The organism is Acidovorax sp. JHL-9 (genome assembly GCF_000426205.1).
GTDB lineage: Bacteria > Pseudomonadota > Gammaproteobacteria > Burkholderiales > Burkholderiaceae_C > Acidovorax > Acidovorax soli.
In genome coordinates, this window is sequence record NZ_AUEX01000002.1 from 71,045 (window position 1) to 89,253 (window position 18,209).

General features: G+C 67.0%; 16 protein-coding genes. 11 read left to right on the forward strand and 5 right to left on the reverse strand.

Annotated elements, in window-relative coordinates:
- Positions 1–67 precede the first annotated feature (67 nt).
- The 3 genes from K225_RS0101955 to K225_RS0101965 all read right to left on the reverse strand — a co-directional run bounded on the left by K225_RS0101955 (position 68) and on the right by K225_RS0101965 (position 2,817).
- A complete protein-coding gene (locus tag K225_RS0101955) occupies positions 68–2,077 on the reverse strand; it encodes a RecQ family ATP-dependent DNA helicase (protein WP_238323164.1) in 2,010 nt (669 codons plus the stop codon).
- A 179-nt stretch (positions 2,078–2,256) separates the two neighbouring features.
- Positions 2,257–2,565 (reverse strand): type II toxin-antitoxin system VapC family toxin, encoded by a 309-nt coding sequence (locus tag K225_RS20180; RefSeq protein ID WP_238323165.1) that lies wholly within the window; start codon positions 2,563–2,565, stop codon positions 2,257–2,259.
- A gap of 6 nt (positions 2,566–2,571) precedes the next feature.
- Positions 2,572–2,817, reverse strand: a complete 246-nt coding sequence (locus K225_RS0101965) for a type II toxin-antitoxin system Phd/YefM family antitoxin (protein ID WP_026434840.1) — start codon at positions 2,815–2,817, stop codon at positions 2,572–2,574.
- Positions 2,818–3,066: 249 nt separating this feature from the next.
- On the opposite strand from K225_RS0101965, the gene K225_RS20185 reads away from it, so the two are divergent.
- On the forward strand, positions 3,067–4,326 hold the full coding sequence (locus K225_RS20185; RefSeq protein ID WP_034711581.1) for a hypothetical protein: 1,260 nt from the start codon (positions 3,067–3,069) through the stop codon (positions 4,324–4,326).
- 158 nt (positions 4,327–4,484) lie between these two features.
- Here K225_RS20185 and K225_RS0101975 read toward each other — a convergent pair whose 3' ends face one another.
- Positions 4,485–5,639, reverse strand: coding sequence for an acyl-CoA dehydrogenase family protein (locus K225_RS0101975; protein ID WP_026434841.1), 1,155 nt, complete (start codon positions 5,637–5,639; stop codon positions 4,485–4,487).
- Between the two features lie 21 nt (positions 5,640–5,660).
- Positions 5,661–6,866, reverse strand: a complete 1,206-nt coding sequence (locus K225_RS0101980; RefSeq protein ID WP_026434842.1) for a CaiB/BaiF CoA-transferase family protein — start codon at positions 6,864–6,866, stop codon at positions 5,661–5,663.
- Positions 6,867–6,956: 90 nt separating this feature from the next.
- Here K225_RS0101980 and K225_RS0101985 point away from each other — a divergent pair, with 90 nt between their 5' ends.
- From K225_RS0101985 to K225_RS0102030, 10 genes are all read left to right on the forward strand, one after another.
- Positions 6,957–7,892, forward strand: coding sequence for a LysR family transcriptional regulator (locus tag K225_RS0101985; RefSeq protein WP_026434843.1), 936 nt, complete (start codon positions 6,957–6,959; stop codon positions 7,890–7,892).
- Between the two features lie 139 nt (positions 7,893–8,031).
- Positions 8,032–8,994, forward strand: coding sequence for an ABC transporter substrate-binding protein (locus K225_RS0101990; RefSeq protein WP_026434844.1), 963 nt, complete (start codon positions 8,032–8,034; stop codon positions 8,992–8,994).
- Between the two features lie 53 nt (positions 8,995–9,047).
- A complete protein-coding gene (locus K225_RS0101995; RefSeq protein WP_155885209.1) occupies positions 9,048–9,857 on the forward strand; it encodes an ABC transporter permease in 810 nt (269 codons plus the stop codon).
- 8 nt (positions 9,858–9,865) lie between these two features.
- A complete protein-coding gene (locus K225_RS0102000) occupies positions 9,866–10,645 on the forward strand; it encodes an ABC transporter ATP-binding protein (RefSeq protein WP_026434846.1) in 780 nt (259 codons plus the stop codon).
- 22 nt (positions 10,646–10,667) lie between these two features.
- Positions 10,668–11,465 (forward strand): histidine utilization repressor, encoded by a 798-nt coding sequence (gene hutC / locus K225_RS0102005; RefSeq protein WP_026434847.1) that lies wholly within the window; start codon positions 10,668–10,670, stop codon positions 11,463–11,465.
- 60 nt (positions 11,466–11,525) lie between these two features.
- Entirely contained in the window at positions 11,526–13,067 is a 1,542-nt protein-coding gene (hutH, locus tag K225_RS0102010) for a histidine ammonia-lyase (protein WP_026434848.1), read from the forward strand.
- Between the two features lie 39 nt (positions 13,068–13,106).
- The gene (gene hutU / locus K225_RS0102015; protein WP_026434849.1) at positions 13,107–14,831 is read left to right on the forward strand and encodes a urocanate hydratase; all 1,725 of its coding nucleotides are present in this window, start codon (positions 13,107–13,109) and stop codon (positions 14,829–14,831) included.
- 11 nt (positions 14,832–14,842) lie between these two features.
- Positions 14,843–15,436 carry a HutD family protein gene (locus K225_RS20190; RefSeq protein WP_034711626.1) on the forward strand — a complete coding sequence of 198 codons (594 nt, stop codon included), beginning with the start codon at positions 14,843–14,845 and terminating at the stop codon, positions 15,434–15,436.
- An 89-nt stretch (positions 15,437–15,525) separates the two neighbouring features.
- A complete protein-coding gene (hutI, locus tag K225_RS0102025) occupies positions 15,526–16,803 on the forward strand; it encodes an imidazolonepropionase (protein ID WP_026434850.1) in 1,278 nt (425 codons plus the stop codon).
- Positions 16,793–18,199, forward strand: a complete 1,407-nt coding sequence (locus K225_RS0102030; RefSeq protein WP_026434851.1) for a formimidoylglutamate deiminase — start codon at positions 16,793–16,795, stop codon at positions 18,197–18,199. Before hutI ends, K225_RS0102030 begins: the two co-directional genes overlap by 11 nt.
- Positions 18,200–18,209: the final 10 nt, after the last annotated feature.

Below are 18,209 nucleotides of genomic sequence, written 5' to 3' on the forward strand. Positions count from 1 at the left end.
CTGGCATTTTGTCGGCCTTCGCGGCAGGGCGTGCATGCCTCCCACCGGCTTGCGCATCCAGCCGGGGCTATGCGCCGGTACACACCCGCAGCACCTCGGCCCCGTACGCCTCCAGTTTCTTGGCACCCATGCCGCTGATGCCCTGCAGGTCGTCCAGCGACGCGGGCTTGCGCTCGGCAATGGCCGCCAGCGTGGCATCATGAAAGATCACATACGCGGGCAGGTTGTGCTCGCGCGCCACCTCGGCGCGCCAGGCCTTGAGGTTGATGAAGCGCACCTGTGCATCGGGCCCCAGGTTGGCGGCCGCGGCGGGTGGGGCGCTGCCTTTGCGGCTGCGTTTGGCAGGGGTCGATGACACCGATTCGCGCAGCTGCACCGGCACCTCGCCCTTGAGCACGGCGCGCGAGCCTTCGGTAAGGCCCAGGGTGTCGAAGCTGTGGCCGCTCTCCAGCATGACTTTGTGCAGGCCCACGGCACCGGTGGCCAGCAGCTGGCGCAGCACGCCGCGCAGCTGTGCTTCGGAATAGTCCTTTCCCACGCCAAAGGTCGAGAGCTTCTCGTGGCCGAATTGCTGGACCTTCTCCGTGTCCTTGCCACGCACGATGTCCATGATGTGGCCGGTGCCGAAGCTCAGGCCGCTGGCCTGCTGCACACGGTAGATGGTGGACAGCAGCTTGCGTGCCGCGTCCGTGCCGTCCCACACGGCAGGGGGGCTGATGCAGTTGTCGCAGTTGCCACATGTCGCCCCCACGCTCGGCACTTCGTGTCCTCGCTGCCCCCCGAGGGGGCCCTGCCCGCCTTGGGGCGGCCCGGCGGCGGGCAGTTTGGCGCCGTACTGCTCGCCAAAGTAGGCCAGTAGCCGCACGCGCCGGCAGTCGGTGGCCTCGGCCAGCGCCAGCAGCGCGTCGAGCTTGCCGCGCAGCGCCTGCTTGAACTCCTCGCCCGCCGGGCTCTCGTCGATCATGCGGCGCTGGTTGACCACGTCCTGCAGCCCATAGGCCATCCAGGCATCGGCGTTCAGGCCATCACGCCCTGCGCGGCCCGTCTCCTGGTAGTAGCCCTCGATGTTCTTGGGCATGTCCACATGGGCCACAAAGCGCACGTCGGGCTTGTCGATGCCCATGCCAAAGGCAATGGTGGCCACCATCACGATGCCTTCCTCGCGCAGGAAGCGATCCTGGTTGCGCTGGCGCACCTTGGTGTCCAGCCCCGCGTGGTAGGGCAGGGCGGAGATGCCCGCGTCGCTCAGCGTGGCGGCCAGCTCCTCCACGCGTTTGCGCGACTGGCAGTACACCACGCCCGCCTCGCCCGCGTGCTCGCGTTCGATGAAGCGCAGCAGCTGGGTGGTGGCGTCCTTTTTTTCGACAATCGTGTAGCGGATGTTGGGCCGGTCGAAGCTGCTGATGAACAGGCGCGCGTCTTCGAGCTGCAGCCGCTCGATGATGTCGGCGCGCGTGAGCGCATCGGCCGTGGCCGTGAGTGCGATGCGCGGCACGCCCGCATAGCGCTCGTGCAGCACCGACAGCGCGCGGTACTCGGGGCGGAAGTCGTGGCCCCACTGGCTCACGCAATGCGCCTCGTCGATGGCAAACAGGCTGAGGTGGCCGCCCTGGTACAGGCTGTCGAGCAGGCCCAGGAAACGCGGCGTGTTCAGCCGCTCGGGCGCGGCATACAGCAGGGTGATGTCGCCCGTCTGCAGCCGCAGTTCCACATCCTGCGCCTCGTCAAAACCCAGCGTGGAGTTGAGAAACGCGGCAGAAACCCCCGCCTCGTGCAGCGCGCCCACCTGGTCGTGCATCAGCGCGATCAGCGGCGAAACCACGATGGTCACCCCGCGCCCCTGCTGCTGGCGCACGATGGCCGGCACCTGGTAGCACAGCGACTTGCCGCCGCCCGTAGGCATGAGCACCAGCGCATCGCTGCCGGCGATCACATGCTCGACGATGGCCTGCTGGGGACCGCGGAATTGTTCGTAGCCAAAGACGTCGTGCAGGACGGTGTGGGCGGGCGAGGCGGAAAGGGACGGACGGAGGGACAACGGAAACTCTGAATTTGATAGCTGGTAGCGCTTGTCCATCAAGCGCTGGAGGCCTATTTTTGCCTGAAACTGCAGGGCAGAACCTGCGCGCAGGCAAAGCGGCTATTGTGCTCCGGGCACCGTCTCTCAGGGATTGATTAGCACCACGGGCGCGCCGGCGAAGTCGCTCACGTTGCGCGTGACCACGGCCAGGCCATGTTCCAGTGCTGTCGCGGCGATCAGCGAATCAAAGGCTGCCATGGGCTTACCCGCCGCCTCGGTCTGCGCGCACAGTACCCCGCTGTGTCGCGCGTGAAAGCCAGAGCCCGTTGACCAAACCCCGCCTGCACCCCTGTCAGCCAATGGGCCAGTTCGCTTTGCCGGCGAGAAGGCTGCAGGCGAACGATGCACCGCTCCAGTTCGGCCAAGGTCAGGGCCGCGAAAAACGGCTCGACAGATGTGCGCGCGCCCATCCAGTCCAGCACCGCAGGATGGGGAGCGGGCCGCACCAGTTCTGACAGCAGGCAAGTGTCCAGCAGGTATTTCACGCCAGGTCACTCCAGAGTCAACGCGCGGATGGGTTCGGCTGACCGCGTCGTGTCCAGCGGCTCGCCGCGTGGCGCCTTCAACAGCTGGGAAACCAGCGCATCTTCGCCTGCCAGCTGCCGGTACTCGGGTGCCGCTATGAGCACGACGGCGTCGTTGCCACGGCGCGTCAGCAACTGGGGGCCTTCGCTCAGCGCGCACTCCACGAGTTCGCTGAAGCGGCTTTTCGCATCTTGCAACTGCCAAGTGTGCATGATGGCTCCTTGTTAATCAGACTAGTCTGTCTGGTTTGTTGGAACGGCATGATCATGTCAATCGCATAGACAGTGCCAATCACCGGCTTACAATCCCGCCCGGTGCCCACCCTGCTTGCACACGAGCAAAAAAAGGCGGTTTTCTTGCTCTCCATTCATTTCGTGCGGCCTCTATTCACTGAGTGCGCCGTCGGGGCTTAAACGTGTGCACTTTCCCGGCGTTGCGCGCTCGCTGAAGAAAGGTTTCACATGAACAGCATCTCCTTGTTTGCGCACCAGGCGCAAACCCACCTCCAAGCGATTGCGGGCGCCGACAGTGCCGACGTCAAGCGATCTCACGTCTACGAACTGATGGCCGCTGCGCTGGGGCTTGGCTCCCATGCCGCATTGAAGGCCCATGGCCTGCTGTGCCCTCTGCCATCGCAGCCACTGCTGGCGCACTACGGCACTTTGCATCCTGGGCCTTGCGCGGCGCGGGCCGAGGCCCTGGGCATGGCCCGTGAGCGCTGCGGGCCATTGGCGGGCGCCCTGTGCGCGGACATGGCAGCGCAAGCGCTGGGCCTGGTGCCATGGGAAGACATCCTGGCGGCCCTGCTTTCGGGCAGTCGAGAGCTTTACCGTGAAACACCGCGCGACGATGCGTACTACGAGTCACTTTACGCCGCGTTGGACGACGATCCCGACGCCTGGCCAGAAGATCCGGAACCCTTACGCCTGGACAGCCCCTTCGTGCGCCAAGCCTTGCAAAAGGCAGCCGAGCAGGGCGAGGGGCGCGCCCACCTGGCGCTGGGTCTTCTGGTCGAGCGTGGAGCACGCGTGGGTGCTGGGCACCAGGGCGGAGACGGCGCTGAGGAAGACGAAGACATGGGCGACCTGCCCGATTCGCGGGCTGGCTTGTATTGGTACGAGCGCCAGCAGAAGGGCGAGGTGCTGAAGGGCGTCGAACTGGAATGGGCCGAGGGCTATGCAGAGCGCATCCAGCGGCGCGCGGCGGCATCGCGCGACCGTGCCACGCGCAGCAGTACCGCCCGCGACCACTTCAACGCCGCCGCCGCATTGGGCCAGCACGATGCGTTGTTGCTGCTGGCAGACCGGTATGGCGATGATCGCTTCTTTGATCTTCAGGCGCCGCAGGTTCGTGCCGACCCTTTGTGGATCGCCGACCTCGCGCAGCGCGTAGGCCGCTATGAATGGGCGCCCGCCTGGTTGGCATTGGCGGCCGAGCGTGGCGACATGCGGGCCATGCGAGAGCTCATGGAGTCGTGGCACGCGGACGATCCGCTCAAGGTATGGACCTGGTTTCACTACGCCAGGCTGCTGGGTAAGGACCTCACCCAAGGTGACTACCGGGCCATTCACGAGAATGGCTCCAGCTACGACGACGATGTGGGTGGCCCCATGTTTGTGGACGGGATGGACGGCGTCGAGCTTCCGACGGTGGATGAATCCGTGCGCCAGGACGCTCTGCGGTCGGCGCAATCCTTGTTGGCTCGTATGAAGGTCGATTAATCCAGGCCGCGCAGTCCGGCTTTCTACAAGAGCGGGCTATGCAAGCCCTTCACTACACGGGCACCGATGGCGCGGGCGAGCGCTTCAAGGACTTTCCGCGCGACGTGAAGGGCGACAACGAGGTGCTGCCGAGCACCCGGCGAAGCCCGGAAGCCGGGTCAGTTCAGCACGGTGCGCGCAATGATGTTGCGCTGGATCTCCGACGAGCCTTCGTAGATGCGCAGGATGCGTGCATCGCGCACATAGCGTTCCAGCGGCATGTCCCGCGTAAAGCCGTAGCCGCCGTGGATCTGCAGGGCTGCATCGGTCACGAAAGCCACCATTTCCGAGGCGTAGAGCTTGCACATGGCCGATTGCAGCGTGAACGGCTGCCCCGCCTCGCGCAGCGCCAGGGCCTGCAGGGTCAGGCCCCAGGCGGCTTCCAGGCGCAGCTTCATGTCGGCCAGCATCCATTGGATGCCTTGTTTGCCCGACAGCGGCTCGCCGCCGATCTGGCGTGTCCTGGCCCATTGCACGGCCGCGTCCAGCGCCGCCTCGGCAATGCCCAGGGAGGTGGCCGCCACGTCGAGCCGGCTGTTGTCCAGCACCTTCATGGCGGTCTTGAAGCCGGTGCCCTCGGCGCCCAGGCGGTGGTCCAGCGGCACATCGACCGCGTCGAACGACACCTCAAAGGCGTGGCCGCCACGGATACCCATGAGTTTTTCGGGCGACGAGACGTGCACCCCCGGCGTGCTGGTGGGCACGATGAAGGCGCTCACGCCACGCGCCCCGGCGGCCGGGTCGGTCTTGGCAAACACCACCAGAAATTGCGCCTTGCCCGCGTTGGAAATGAAGTGTTTCACGCCATCGATGCGGTACACCTCGCCCTGGGCGGTGGTGGTGCGCACGGCGCGCGTGCTCAATTCGGCCGGGTGGGAGCCGCCGCGCGGCTCGGTCAGCGCAAAACCGGCCAGCCATTCGCCGCTGGCGCAGCGTGGCAGCCAGCGCGCACGCTGCGCGTCGTCGCCACCGATCAGCACCGCATCGGTGCCCAGGTAGTGGGCGCCGATCATCGATGACGTGGCTGCGCAGGCGCGGGATATTTCTACCAGCGACAGCAGCATGGCCGTGGGGGTCACCCCGGGGCCGCCGAACTGCTCGGGAATGTTCATTCCCATCACGCCCAGCGCGGACAGGCCCGGGACATGGCAGGTGGCGCACAGCGCCTGTTCGTCCAGCGCCTGCGCCTGGGGCGCCAGTGCTTCGGCGGCGTAGCGGGCCACGGCGTCGGCCAGTGCGCGGTCTTCTGTGGTGATGCCCATGCGTTCGGTCATGTGATGTCTCCTGGAGGGTTTTCAGTGGGTGGGGCCAAACACGCCGGCAGCGCGCAGTTCGGCCAGTTTTGCCATGCTGCAGCCGGCCAGGGCCATGAGCAGCGCGTCCGTGTGTTCGCCCAGTGCCGGCGCGCGCTCGGCCCGGTTGGGTGCGGCGCCGCCAAAGCGCACCGGCTGGGTGGGCAGGCGCAGGCCGGGCAGGCGCTCGTCGCGCACCGGGCGCAGCAGTTCGCGCGCCACGGCCTGCGGCGACTCCAGCGCCTGCGCAATGTTCCAGATGGGGGCTGCCGGCACGCCGGCGCTATCGAGCAGGGCCACCACCTGCGCCACGGGCAGGGTGCCCGCCCAGGCTTCAATCGCTTCCCGCAAGGCAGGCTCCGCGGCCGAGCGCGATTCGTCGGTGGCAAAGCGCGGGTCGCTGGCCAGCGCGGGCTGGGCCATGGCGCAGGCCAGCGCGTCGAACAGCTTCTTGTTGAGCACGGCCAGGGCAAAGTGGCCGTCCTGCGCGCGGTATACGCCAAAGGGCGCGGACAGCGGATGGCGGTTGCCCACGCGCCGTGCCGGTTTTCCGGTGAACAGGTAGCGCGCCATCGAGGTGGCCAGGAAACTCAGCGTGGTGTCGAACATGGCCACATCCACATGCTGGCCCTGGCCGGTGCGCTGTGCCTGCAGCAGCGCCGCCAGCGTAGCCCATGAGGCAAAGAGCCCGGCCACCACGTCGGACACGGCCTCGCCCACCAGCGTGGGGGCACCATCGGGCTCGCCTGTGGCCTCCATCAGGCCGCTCATGGCCTGCACGATGATGTCGTAGGCGGGCCGGTGCGCCAGTGGCCCGGTCTGGCCAAAGCCCGAGACGCTGATCACCACCAGCTTGGGGTTCAGTGCCTGCAGGCTGGCGGCGCCAATGCCCAGCCGCTCAGCCACGCCGGGGCGAAAGTTCTCCACCACCACATCGGCCTGCGCCGCCATGGCATGCACCAGCGCCACCGCCTCGGGGGACTTGAGGTCCAGCACCACGCTTTTCTTGTTGCGGTTCATGACAGTGAACAGCGCGCTTTCGCCGTTCTGCATGGGGCCAATGGCGCGGTAGTCGTCGCCCTGGGGCGGCTCGATCTTGATGACTTCGGCGCCCAGGTCCGCGAGCAAGGCGGTCGAAAGCGGGCCAGCGAGCACCCGGGTGAAATCAAGGATGCGGATGCCGTCGAGCGGCAGTGTTGCGGGGGGCATGTTGGGGCTCCAGCACGTTGCAAAAATGCATGGTGGCGCACAATTGAATTAAAAGAAAGAATTGTTTTTTGATGAATTGGATCAATAAAAATGATGCAAATAAATCTGCGCCAGCTCGAATACTTTGCGGCCGCAGCCCACCACGGTGGTGCGGCGCGGGCCGCACAGGCGCTGGGTGTGTCCCAGCCTTCCGTCTCCAAGGCCATTGCCGATCTGGAGGTGCTCTGGGGCGAAGCGCTGTTCGTGCGTCTGCATGCGCGGGGCATGGAGCTCACGGCCGCCGGCGTGGCGCGCCACCGCGCGGCACAGGCCCTGCTGGAGCAGGCGCGCACCCTGGCCGGGCCGCGCTCGGGTGCGCTCGCGGGGCTGTTGCGTGTGGGGTGTCTGAGCACACTGGCCCCGCGCTGGCTGCCTGTCATCCTGGCGCACCTGCGGGCAGCGCACCCGGCCATCGAGGTGCAATTCCACGAAGACGACACCGAGAGCCTGATGCGCATGCTGGCGCGCGGGGCACTGGATGTGGCCCTGCTGTACGACCTGGGCCTGGCCCGCAGCGGCGTGCGACTCGAGCCGGTGGTGGACCTGGTGCCCTACGCCCTGCTGCCTTGGGGGCATCCGCTGGCGGCAGCCAGCAGCCTGCGGCTGAGCGAGCTGGCGCGTGAGCCCCTGGTGCTGATCAACCTGCCGCACAGCCGGGAGTATTTTTTGTCGCTGTTTCGCAGTGCGGGTGTCACGCCCCGCATCGTCTGCGAGTCCCCTTCGCTGGAGACGGTGCGCGGCCTGGTTGCCAATGGGCTGGGCGTGTCCCTGCTGACCACGCGCCCGGTGAGCGACCGCAGCCATGACGGCAAGCGCGTCGCCTGCCGCAGGCTGCGGGGGCGTCTGGCGGTGCAGTCGGTGGTGCTGGCCTATCCCGACAGCGGTGCGTCACCGGCGGCTCTGGCGCAACCCTTTGCGCGGGCCGTGCAGGCGGTGTTTGCCCCGCAGGCCGATGATCTGACGCGCAGGGCCGGCGTGCAGAACTGACCCTGCACAGGGGTGTGGGCGTATTAGGGTTTCACCTGTATATACAGGTATGGGCAAGATTGCACAATGCAATGGCTTAGGGCGGCTGGGTGGATGCCGCCCATCCCACTTTGACGCTTCACACTGCAAAGGAGTCCCAATGGCCCAGTCACTCATCAAGAATGCCGCACTGCTCGCAGTCGGCGCCGTCATCGCCGCCATGGCGGTTCCGGCCAGCGCACAGACCAAGATCACGCTGGGCATGTCGGGCTGGACCGGTTTTGCGCCATTGACACTGGCCGACAAGGCCGGCATCTTCAAGAAAAACGGTCTGGAAGTGGATCTGCGCATGATTCCGCAGAAAGACCGTCACCTGGCCCTGGCGTCCGGAGCCATCCAGTGCGCCGCCACCACGGTCGAAACGCATGTCGCCTGGAACGCCAATGGCGTGCCCATCGTGCAGATTTTCCAGATGGACAAGTCCTACGGCGCCGATGGCCTGGCGGTGCGCAACGACGTCAAGGGTTTTGCCGACCTCAAGGGCAAGGCGATTGGCGTCTCCGCGCCCGGCACGGCGCCTTATTTTGGCCTGGCCTGGATGCTCAACAAGAACGGCATGACCATCAAGGACGTGAAGCTGGTCTCGCTGGAGCCGCAGCCCGCGGCGCAGGCCTTCATTTCGGGCCAGAACGATGGCGCCATGACCTACGAGCCCTACCTGTCGACCGTGCGTGCCAACCCCCAGGCCGGCAAAATCCTGGCCACCACGCTCGACTACCCCATGGTGATGGACACCGTGGGCTGCGCGCCCACCTGGCTCAAGGCCAACCCCCAGGCTGCGCAGGCGCTGACCAACTCGTATTTCGAGGCGGTGGAGCTGATCAAGGCGGACCCGGCCAAGGCGCATGAAATCATGGGTGCCGCTGTCAAGCAAAGCGGCGAGCAGTTTGCCAAGTCGGCGGGTTTCCTGCGCTGGCAGGACAAGGCGGCCAACCAGAAATTCTTCTCGGGCGAACTCATGCAGTTCATGAAGGACTCGGTGCCCATCCTGCTGGAGGCTGGCGTGATCCGCAAGGCGCCGGCTGACCTCAACGCCACCTTCGACGCCAGTTTCATCAAGTAAGCCGGAGCCGTCCTGCCATGCAAACCCATTCTGTTTCCACGCCGGTGCGCGGTATGGCGTCGGTGCCGGTCGTCTGGCGCAAGCGATCCATCAAGCCGCTGGACCCCATCAGCCCGCGCCTGCAATCCCTGCTCGGCATGGGCTTCTTCGTCCTCTTCGTGCTGGTGTGGGCAGGGTTCACGCTGGGCGGCTTTGTCTCGCCCACCTTCCTGGCCAGCCCGGTCACCATGGTGCAGGAAGGCTGGTTGCTGTTCACCGAGTACAACTTCCTGCACGACATCGGCATGACGGTGTGGCGCGTGATGGGGGGCTTCTTGCTGGCCACGGTCATCGCGGTGCCGCTGGGCATTGCCATGGGCGCCTACAAGCCGGTGGAGGCGTTCTTCGAGCCCTTCATTTCCTTTTGCCGCTACTTGCCTGCGTCGGCGTTCATCCCGCTCCTGATCCTGTGGGCCGGCATTGGCGAGACGCAAAAACTCCTGGTCATCTTCATTGGCTCGGTGTTCCAGATCGTGCTGATGGTGGCGGTCACCGTGGGTGGCGCCCGGCGTGACCTGGTCGAGGCGGCCTACACCCTGGGTGCCGGCAGCAGCGGCATCGTGCGCCGCGTGCTCATTCCCGGCGCCGCGCCGGGCATTGCCGAAACGCTGCGCCTGGTGCTGGGCTGGGCCTGGACCTACGTCATCGTGGCCGAGCTGATCGGCTCTGCCTCGGGCATCGGCCACATGATCATGGACAGCCAGGCCCTGCTCAATACCGGGCAGATCATCTTCGGCATCATCATCATCGGCATCATCGGCCTGATCTCGGACCTGGCGTTCAAGACGCTCAACCGCCGTCTGTTCGCCTGGAGTAACCTGTAATGAGCGCACTGAACCAACTGTCGATCCGCGGCGTCTCGCGCACCTTCACGTCGGCCCGCGGCCAGGCCACGCAGGCTTTGCTGCCCGTGGATTTTGAGGTGCGCGAAAACGATTTCGTCACCATTCTGGGCCCCTCGGGCTGCGGCAAATCGACGATGCTGCGCATCGTGGCCGGCCTGGACTTTCCGACCTCCGGACAGGTCGTGCTCGACGGACGACCGGTCGAGGGCCCGGGCGCCGACCGCGGCATGGTGTTCCAGAGCTACACGCTGTTCCCCTGGCTGACCATCGAGCAGAACATCCGCTTCGGCCTGCGCGAGCGCGGCATGGGAGCTGCGCAGCAAAAGGAGCGCAGCGACTACTTCATCAGCAAGGTGGGCCTGCGCGGCTTCGAGCAGCATTTTCCCAAGCAGCTCTCGGGTGGCATGCAGCAGCGCACGGCGATTGCCCGCGCGCTGGCCAACGACCCCAAGATTTTGCTCATGGACGAGCCCTTTGGCGCGCTCGACAACCAGACCCGCGTGCTCATGCAGGAGTTGCTGCTGGGCATCTGGGAGGCTGAGCGCAAGACGGTGATGTTCGTCACGCACGACATCGACGAAGCCATCTTCATGGCCAACCGCGTGGCGGTGTTCAGTGCCCGGCCCGGCCGCATCAAGACCGAGCTGGCGGTGGACCTGCCGCACCCGCGCCATTACACGATCAAGACCAGCCCCGAGTTCATGGACCTCAAAGCCCGTTTGACGGAAGAGATCCGGGCCGAGTCGCTGGCCGCCGATCTGCACTGAACCACCTGCAGCGTTGCCCGCCATGACCCACCCTACCGTTCGCCGTCCTCACCATGCCGCGCATCCGGCCCGCAGCGCGCCTGCGCCCGCGCCCGCACAGGCCATGGCGCTGTACGAGCAGATCAAAGACCACATCTCGCGCAAGATCCAGGAAGGAGTCTGGCGCGCCGGTGACCGGCTGCCTTCCGAAAACGATCTGGTGACCCAGTTCGGCGTCTCCCGCATGACGGTGAACCGCGCCCTGCGCGAACTGGTCGAGCAGGGCCGCATCGTGCGGGTGGCCGGGGTGGGTAGTTTTGTGGCCGAGGACAAGCCCCAGTCCACACTGCTGCAGATCGCCAACCTGGCGACCGAGATCCGCCAGCGCGGGCACGACTACCGTTGCGACCTGCTTTCGGTCGAGCGCATTTCGGCCAGTCTGGAGGTGGCCGCTGCGCTGGACCTGCGCACGGGCGAGTCGGTCTTCCATTCGCTGTGCATCCACCGCGAGGACGGCCTGCCTGTGCAGCTGGAAGACCGCTATGTCCATCCCGGCCAGGTGCCGCAATTCGCCCAGCAGGATTTCTCGCAGCAGCAGCCCTCCGAATACCTGGTGCGCAATGTCCCCTTCGACCAGATCGAGCATGTGGTCGATGCCGTCATGCCCACGCCAGAGCAGGCGGCGCTGCTGGAGATGAACGTGGCCGAGCCCTGCCTGCTGCTCACGCGGCGCACCTGGTCGCGCGGCGTGCCCATCACCGTGGTGCGTTGCCTGCACCCCGCTTCGCGGTACCGGCTGGGCAGCCGGTTCCGCACCGACGGCAACCCGGTCCAGGGCTGAAGTCCTCTTGCCACCCTCTTCGCATTGCGCTCATTGTTACTTGTATATACAGGACATTCCATGCCTACCACCCACCAGTCCCCACTGACCCTGCGCCCTGGCCATGTCACGCTGGCCGAGCTGCGCCGTATCCATGCCGCACCCCTGCCGCTGACGCTCGATCCGGTGGCCCGCGCCGGCATGCAGGCTTCGCAAGCCACGGTGCAGCGCATCGTCGATGAAGACCAGGTGGTCTATGGCATCAACACCGGTTTTGGCAAGCTTGCCAGCACCAAGATCGCCCACGAACGCCTGGCCGAGCTGCAGCGCAACCTGGTGCTGTCGCACAGCGTGGGCACGGGCGATGCGTTGCCGGACGAGGTGGTGCGGCTCATCCTCGCGACCAAGGCCGTCAGCCTGGCGCGCGGGCACTCGGGCATACGGCCCGAGGTCGTGGACGCACTCCTGGCCATGGCCAATGCCAACGTGTTGCCCGTGATTCCGGCCAAGGGCTCGGTGGGCGCATCGGGCGACCTGGCACCGCTCGCGCACCTGGCCTGCGTGCTGATCGGGGAGGGGCAGGCCAAGGTGGACGGCGAGGTGGTATCGGGCGCGGAGGCCATGCGCTCCATCGGTCTGCAGCCCTTTGTGCTGGGCCCCAAGGAAGGGCTGGCGCTGCTCAACGGCACGCAGGTGTCCACCTCGCTGGCGCTGGCCGGGCTGTTCGGCGCCGAGAGCGTGTTGGCTGCCGCGCTGGTTGCGGGCTGCCTGTCGCTCGAAGCCATCAAGGGCTCGGTCAAGCCCTTTGACGCACGCATCCATGAGGCGCGCGGCCAGGCCGGACAGATCGCCGTGGCGGCCGCCGTGCGCGCCTTGCTCGACGGCAGCGCCATCGACCCCTCCCACCCCCACTGCGGCCGGGTGCAGGACCCGTATTCCATCCGCTGCGTGCCCCAGGTGATGGGCGCGTGCCTCGATAACCTGCACCACGCGGCGCGCGTGCTGGCCACCGAGGCGAATGCGGCTTCGGACAACCCGCTCGTTTTCGACAATGGCGATGTCATCTCCGGCGGCAACTTCCATGCCGAGCCGGTGGCCTTTGCGGCGGACATCATTGCGCTGGCCGTGGCCGAGATCGGCGCCATCTCCGAGCGCCGCCTGTCGCTGCTGCTGGACCCCGGCCTCTCGGGCCTGCCCGCCTTCCTGATCCGCGACAGCGGCGTGAACTCGGGCTTCATGATTGCGCAGGTCACCGCCGCCGCCCTGGCCGCCGAAAACCAGTGCCTGGCCAACCCCAGCAGCGTGACCAGCCTGCCCACATCGGCCAACCAGGAAGACCATGTCTCCATGGCCACCTACGGCGCACGCCGCCTGGCCGACATGGTGCGTAATGCGGCGGTGATGGTCGGCATCGAGGCCATGGCCGCCGCACAGGGCATGGAATTCGACCGCAGCCTCAAGTCCTCCCCCCTCATCGAAGCGCAATTCGCCGCCATCCGCGAGCGCGTGGCCTACCTGGAGCAGGACCGCTACCTCGCACCCGACATCGAAGCCATGCGCGCCTGGGCCCAGCAGTCCACATGGCCTGCAGCGCTCACGCAATGCCTGCCCAGCTTCGCCTGATTTTTTCCACGCACACCCACTGATTCACAGGAGCCCACCATGAACGCCAACGACGCCCTCATTGCCGCCGCCTCCACCACCGACCCCCGCCACGACGCCAGCCGCGTGATCCGCGCCCCGCGCGGCAGCCAGCTCAGCTGCAAGAGCTGGCTGACTGAAGCGGCCTACCGCATGATCCAGAACAACCTCGACCCCGAGGTTGCAGAGCGCCCGCAGGATCTGGTGGTGTATGGCGGCATCGGCCGCGCCGCGCGCAACTGGGAGTGCTACGACCAGATCCTCGCCTCGCTCAAGGACTTGAACGATGACGAGTCGCTGCTCATCCAGTCCGGCAAGCCCGTGGGCGTGTTCAAGACGCATGCCAACGCACCGCGCGTGCTGCTGGCCAATTCCAACCTGGTGCCCAAGTGGGCCCACTGGGAGCACTTCAGCGAACTGGACCGCAAGGGCCTGTTCATGTACGGCCAGATGACGGCGGGCAGCTGGATCTACATTGGCACCCAGGGCATCGTGCAAGGCACCTACGAGACCTTTGCCGAGGCCGGCCGCCAGCACTACGGCGGCTCGCTGGCGGGCAAGTGGATCCTCACGGCCGGCCTGGGCGGCATGGGCGGCGCGCAGCCGCTGGCCGCCACCTTTGCGGGCGCGGTATCGCTCAACATCGAATGCCAGCAAAGCAGCATCGACTTTCGCCTGCGCACGCGCTACGTGGACAAGCAGGCACGCGACATCGACCACGCGATCGAACTCATCCGCCAGCACACGGCCGCCAAGGAGGCCATCTCCATCGCGCTGCTGGGCAATGCGGCCGAGGTGCTGCCCGAGCTGGTCAAGCGTGCCAAGGCGGGTGGCCTGAAGCCCGACCTGGTCACCGACCAGACCTCGGCCCACGACCTCGTCAACGGCTACCTGCCCGCAGGCTGGACGGTGGCGCAGTGGCGCGCCGCGCAGCAGGACGTGGCCCAGCATGAAGTGCTGAAGAAGGCCGCAGCAAAGTCCTGCGCCGTGCATGTGCAGGCCATGCTCGACTTCCAGGCCATGGGCATTCCCACCGTGGACTATGGCAACAACATCCGCCAGGTGGCGCTGGACGAAGGCGTCAAGAACGCGTTCGACTTCCCCGGCTTTGTGCCCGCCTACATCCGCCCGCTGTTTTGCGAAGGCAAGGGCCCGTTCCGCTGGGTGGCGCTGTCGGGCGACCCGGAGGACATCCGCAAGACCGACGCCAAGATCAAGGAGCTGTTCCCCGAGAACCAGCATGTGCACCGCTGGCTCGACATGGCGGGCGAGCGCATCGCCTTCCAGGGCCTGCCCGCGCGCATCTGCTGGCTGGGCCTGGGCGAACGCGACAAGGCCGGCCTGGCCTTCAACGAAATGGTGAAAAACGGTGAGCTGAAGGCCCCCATCGTCATCGGCCGCGACCACCTCGACACCGGCTCGGTCGCCAGCCCCAACCGCGAGACGGAAGCCATGAAGGACGGCACCGATGCCGTCAGCGACTGGCCGCTGCTCAACGCCCTGCTCAATACGGCGGGGGGCGCCACCTGGGTCAGCCTGCACCACGGCGGCGGCGTGGGCATGGGTTATTCGCAGCACTCGGGCATGGTCATCGTGGCCGACGGCACGGATGCTGCGAGGGAGCGGCTGGCGCGCGTGCTGGTCAACGACTGCGGCAGCGGCGTCATGCGCCATGCCGACGCGGGCTACGAATTGGCCGTGGCGACAGCCAAAAAGCAGGGGCTGAAGCTGCCGATGGTCAAGTGACCACGCAGGCCATGCAACGTTTTGACCTGGCCACCACGCCCGGCACCCCGTGGAAGAACGGCGGCGGCGCCACACGCGAACTGGCCTGCTGGCCACCCGGCGCCGACATGGAGCATTTCGACTGGCGGGTCAGCGTGGCCACGATTGCGCAGAGCGGCCCGTTCTCGCGCTTTCCCGGGGTGGACCGGGTCATCACCTTGCTGACGGGCGATGGCGTGCACCTGCGCCAGCCAGGCACCGGCATTGACCACCGCCTGGACCAGCCGCTCCAGCCCTTTGCCTTTGCGGGCGACGGCGGCATGGACTGCGACCTGCTGGGTGCTACGTCGCAGGACTTCAACCTGATGGCGCGCCGGGGCCGCTGGCAGGGCGCGGTGCAGGTGCTCAGAAGCCCAGCGGTTCTGCCGGCCCGGCCTGCCGGTCTGCTGTTGGCGGTGCGGGGCCGCTGGGCCATGGCGCCCCTGGCGGCAAGCAGCGGGCAGGCCGTGGTGCTGGCGCCGGATGCGGGTCTGTGGTGGGCGGACGAGGACCGCGGCTGGAGTGCCGAGCCCGAGTCCAGCGCCGGCGACAGTGTGCTGTTGCAGGTGTTGCTGGTGCCCGTCTGAATCGCTGATCAATACAATAAAAATGCTTCTATAGCTTATCCATAAAGCGTTAGAAGCTATCAAAATCATAGTTCTTCGGAGTGCGCATGATGTCTCCCACTTCTTCCGCCGATGGCGTGTGGCGCAACCTGCGCCTGGTGCCCGGGCTCGCCGTGCCCGATGTGGCCTTGCCGGCGGGGGAACTTGCCGCCATGGTGGTGCAAGGCGGCATGCTGCGCTGGGTGGGCCCCCAGGGCGCCGTGCCCGCCGCCCATGCCGCGCTGCCGCAGTTCGATGGCGGCGGTGCGCTGGCCACGCCGGGCCTGGTGGACTGCCACACCCATCTGGTCTATGGCGGCCAGCGCGCGAATGAATTTGCCATGCGCCTGGCCGGTGCCACGTACGAAGAAGTGGCAAAGGCGGGCGGGGGCATCGTGTCGTCCGTTCGCGCCACGCGCGCGGCCACCGAGGACGAGCTGTTCGCGCTGGCCGTGCCGCGCCTGCAGGCGCTGCTCGATGAAGGCGTGTGTGCCATCGAAATCAAGTCCGGCTACGGCCTGGCGCTGGAGCACGAGCGCAAGCAGTTGCGCGTGGCCCGCCGCCTGGGCGAAGCGTTTGGCGTCACGGTGCGCACCACCTTCCTGGGCGCGCATGCGCTGCCACCCGAATACGCGGGCCGCAGCCAGGACTACATCGATCTGGTGTGCCAGGAGATGCTGCCCGCGCTGGCCGCCGAGGGGCTGGTCGATGCGGTCGATGTGTTCTGCGAGCGCATCGCCTTCACGCTGGCCGAGACCGAGCAGGTCTTTCGCGCTGCGCAGCAGCTCGGCATCCCCGTCAAGCTGCACGCCGAGCAGCTCTCGGACATGGGCGGCTCGGCGCTGGCCGCGCGCCATGGCGCCTTGTCGTGCGACCACATCGAGCATCTGTCGCAGGCCGGCATTGACGCCATGCAGGCCGCTGGCACCGTCGCCGTGCTGCTGCCCGGCGCCTACTACACGCTGCGCGACACGCAGCTGCCGCCCATTGCGCAACTTCGCGCTGCGGGTGTGCCCATGGCCGTGTCCACCGACCACAACCCCGGCACGTCGCCCGCGCTCAGCTTGCTGCTCATGGCCAACATGGCCTGCACGCTGTTCCGCCTGACGGTGCCCGAGGCGTTGGCGGGCATCACCACGCACGCCGCCCGCGCGCTGGGACTGCAGGACTCGCTCGGCCTCATCGCCGCAGGCCGGCCTGCCAATTTCGTGCTGTGGCCCGTGGCTGAGGCGGCTGAACTGGCCTACTGGTTTGGACACAAGCCGGCGGCCACCATCGTGCGCCAGGGCCGCGTGGCGAACGATGGCATGGGAATCTGCGCCGCACAAGGAGCCCGCCATGGCGCTTGATCACGAATCGACAGGCCGCAGCCTCTTCGCGGCCCACGCCTTGCTGCCCACCGGATGGGCGCGCAACGTACTGGTGCAATGGAACGGCGACGGGTGCCTCACTGGCGTGGCGGCCGATTCGGTGGCACCAGCGGGGGTGCCCGTGGCAAAAGGGCCGCTGCTGCCCGGCATGCCCAACCTGCATTCGCACGCGTTCCAGCGCGCTTTTGCTGGCTTGACCGAATACCGTGCAGAAAGCCAGGACAGCTTCTGGAGCTGGCGCAACCTGATGTACCGCTTTGCCGCACGCATCACGCCGGAATCGCTGGAAGCCATCGCCACCTGGCTGTATGTGGAGATGCTGGAGGCGGGTTACACCGCGGTGTGCGAGTTCCACTATGTGCACCACGACCAGGGTGGCACCCCCTATGCCGATGATGCCACGCTGTCACTGGCGCTGCTGCGCGCTGCGCGCAATGCGGGCATGGGCATCACCTTGCTGCCCGTGCTGTACCAGACCAGCGGGTTTGGCGGCACGCCCCCCCGCCAGGACCAGGCCCGGTTCATTCGCAGCACGGACAATATGCTCTCATTGTTAGAGCGTCTGGCGCCCGCCACACAGGCGCAAAAGGCGGCTCTGGGCCTGGCGCCGCATTCCCTGCGCGCCGTGCCCCCCGACAGCCTGGCGGCTGCCGTGCGGGGCCTCACCGCCCTGAATCCGCAGGCCCCCATCCACATTCACATAGCGGAGCAGACGCAGGAGGTGGAGGATTGCATCGCCTGGAGCGGCCAGCGTCCCGTGCAATGGCTGCTTCAGCACGCCCCCGTGGATGCGCGCTGGTGCCTGGTGCACGCCACGCACATGACGCCTGCCGAATACGCGGGCGCTGCCCGCAGCGGCGCTGTGGCCGGCATATGCCCCACCACCGAGGCCAACCTGGGTGACGGCATCTTCGACATGCCGCTGTGGCTGCAGCACGGCGGCCGCTGGGGTGTGGGCTCGGACAGCCACGCCTGTGTGAATGCGGCCGAAGAATTGCTGATGCTCGAATACAGCCAGCGCCTGCAACGCCACCAGCGCAACGTGCTGGCCAGCACCGCACAGGCCGAGGTGGCTACCGCCATGACCTTGCAGGCCGTGCAGGGAGGGGCGCAGGCCGCCGGGCGCGCCATCGCCGGTCTGGCTGTGGGCCAGCAGGCCGACATGCTGGCGCTCGATGCGCACCATGTGGCGCTGCGTGACCTGCCGCCGCACAGCATGCTCTCGGCCCATGTGTTTGGCAGCCACCGCACCTCGGCCATCGACAGCCTGTGGGTGGCGGGCGTGTGCCGCGTATCCCAGGGCCGCCATGCGCTGCACGAGACGGCCGCGCAGGCCTTTGTGGCTGCGCGCTCTGCCACCATTGCGCCGGATTGATGCAGGCAGC